The sequence below is a fragment of the SAR202 cluster bacterium genome, assembly GCA_016872285.1.
GTDB lineage: Bacteria > Chloroflexota > Dehalococcoidia > Lucifugimonadales.
In genome coordinates this window covers 1-2,622 of sequence record VGZZ01000083.1, presented here as the reverse complement: position 1 = coordinate 2,622, position 2,622 = coordinate 1, and the positions used below count along the sequence as shown (strand labels likewise).

Below are 2,622 nucleotides of genomic sequence, written 5' to 3'. Positions count from 1 at the left end.
AAGGGTGGTTGGGGTGGGGGAAGGGGTGGAGGGGTTCAGGGAGGGGGATATGGCGGCGGTGACGTGGGGCACCCTGGGGGGATATGCGGAGCGGGTGGCGGCGCCGTGGGAGCGGGTGGTGAAGCTGCCGGAGGGAATCGACGCGAAGCTGGGGGCGTCGATTATGCTGCAGGGGCTGACGGCGCATTACCTGGCGGACACGACGTACCCGCTGAAGAAAGGGGTCCGATGCCTGATACATGCCGGCGCGGGCGGGATGGGGCTGATTTTGATACAGATCGCCAAGAGGCGCGGGGCGTATGTGTTTACGACGGTGTCGACGGAGGAGAAGGCGAGGGTGGCGTTAGAGGCGGGGGCGGACAAGGTCATCATTTACACGCGAGAGGACTTCGAGAAGGAGATAAAGAAGGCGACGGGCGGGGAAGGGGTGCATGTGGTGTACGACGGGGTCGGAAAGACAACCTTTGACCAGAGCCTGCGGAGCCTGGGGGTTCGGGGTTATCTGGTGCTGCACAGCCGGACGGGCGGGTCGGTCCCGCCGATATCGCCGTGGATACTGGTGAACGGGTCGAAGTTTTTGACGTGGCCAAGCTTGTGGGACCACATCGCGGACAGGAAGACGCTGCTGAAGCGGACGGGGGAGCTGTTCGAGTGGGTGAAGAGGGGAGAGTTGAAGATTAGGATCGGGCATGAGTACAGGCTGTCGGAGGCGGCGGAGGCGCATCGGGCGATGGAGGGGAGGAGGACGATGGGGAAGGTGCTGCTGATACCGTGAAGGGTGGAGGAGATGAAAGGGAGACCGTCGAAGGTATGGTGTAGCCTGGCGGACGGAGCGTTGAGCTAGTGTATCACCCTCACTCTCCACGGCGAGTCTTCGACCCACCACAGCGGGTCTTCGACCTTAATCCTCTCCCATCAAGATGGGTGTTGCTAATTCTCCCGATAGGAAGAGGAGAAGAAAACAGAGACGACTGGCAGTGATAAAGTATTGTGGAGCCAGGGTTTCACCCTCTCTTCTGTTCTCCCCTCCCGATGTTATCGGGATCTCGATGGAATAGATCAATGAGCTCGACATCAAGGGGGAGAAAGGGTAGAAGGGAGGCCTGGCTATGATAAGTGGCATCTTAACTAGCAACAGCCGTCATCAAGGGAGAGGAAATAATAGTGGAGGAACCTAGCTAGAGGAATGTGGAAAGCAAGCAGCAGACACAACAGATCCTTCGACTGCGGGCTGAGTACGGCCCTTCGCTCAGGATGACAAGATGCTAGCGCCACTGGGAGCGGAGGATGCTCCAGGCCAGGTAGCCGCCCAGGGAGATGGCTACGATTAGGCCCAAGGCAAAGATTATGCCAACCCAGGTGTTTTCGCCGGCGGGGCGGTAGACGGAGGTGAGGACGGCGAGGCCGGCGATGAGGGAGCCGGTTATTATGGCTAGCGCAAGCCGGTTAGCCAGTTTTTCCAGCCGTCGGAGGTAGGGATCTACGCCTACGGGCTCCATGGCTATCCTGAACTCCTGTCTTTCAACAGACCTGGCGATGCGGCGCAATCGCTTGGGCAGCTCCAGGCCCAGCATAAGGGCATCCGCGCTGGTGGCCTTGATGCGGCTGGCGATTTGGCCGAAGGAGTATTTTTTGCGGACTTCTTTTTCGGCGTAGGGCTTAAGGACGGAGACCATGTCAAAGTCCGGGTCCAGGCGGGTGCCGACGCCTTCAGCCATGGCCAATGTCTTGAGGAGAAGGAAGACGTTGGTGGGGAGTTGAAGCCTGTGCTGCCGGACCATTGCGAAGATTTCATCCAGCAAGAAGCCAACCCTGACTTCGTCAACAGAGAGACGCTGGTACCGTCCCACGACTTGCAGCAGGTCACGCCGCAGCGCCTCTCGAGAGCTGACCCTAGAGATGGCGTCCATATCTTCCAAGGCGTCGAGCGACTTATCGGCGTCCTGGTCCGCCACCGCTCGGACTGCCTCCAGCAGGGAGTCCCGGACCTGCTCATCGATAGTGCCCACCATGCCAAAATCGATGAGGCCCAGGCGGCCATTCGGTTCCAACACCAGATTCCCGGGGTGAGGGTCCGCGTGGAAGAAGCCGTTCTCAAATATCATTTTGAGCCAAATACGGACGCCACGTTCGGCTAGAGTATTCCTATCGACTCCCGCTATATTGATCTCGGCCGCGTCTGCCAACCTGACGCCCTTTATATGTTCCATGGTGATCATACGAGGGGTACTGTATTCCCAGTAAATCTTCGGAATATGCACCTCGGGAGTATTCCTAAAAAGCTGCGCGAAGTGTTCGATGTTCTTACCCTCGGCGACGTAATCCAGCTCCGCACGAAGGGCATCCGAGAACTCCTGGACCAGACGGGACATGTCGTACTGCTTTGCCACATCCCATCGCTTGGACGCCATGGCGGCGAGGTTGTAGAGGATTTCCAGGTCTTCTTGCACCTGGTCGACGACGCCGGGCTTCCTAACCTTGACCACGACTTCCGAGCCGTCCGGCAGGGTGGCGGCGTGGACCTGTCCAATGGAGGCTACGCCTATGGGGTTGGGGTCAAAGGCAGCGAACACCGAGTTTATTGGGCCCCCGAGCTCCAGGGTAACGGTCTGGCTTATCTCT

2 protein-coding genes are annotated in these 2,622 nt (G+C 59.0%); one reads left to right on the top strand and one right to left on the bottom strand.

Annotation, left to right across the window (positions count from 1 at the left end; translation table 11 throughout):
- Nucleotides 1–13: 13 nt before the first annotated feature.
- Nucleotides 14–775, top strand: a complete 762-nt coding sequence (locus FJ320_12865) for a quinone oxidoreductase (protein ID MBM3926835.1) — start codon at nt 14–16, stop codon at nt 773–775.
- A gap of 490 nt (nt 776–1,265) precedes the next feature.
- On the opposite strand, the gene FJ320_12860 is transcribed toward FJ320_12865, so the two are convergent.
- The coding region (locus FJ320_12860) for an AarF/ABC1/UbiB kinase family protein (protein MBM3926834.1) at nt 1,266–2,622 on the bottom strand (1,357 nt) is incomplete at its 5' end.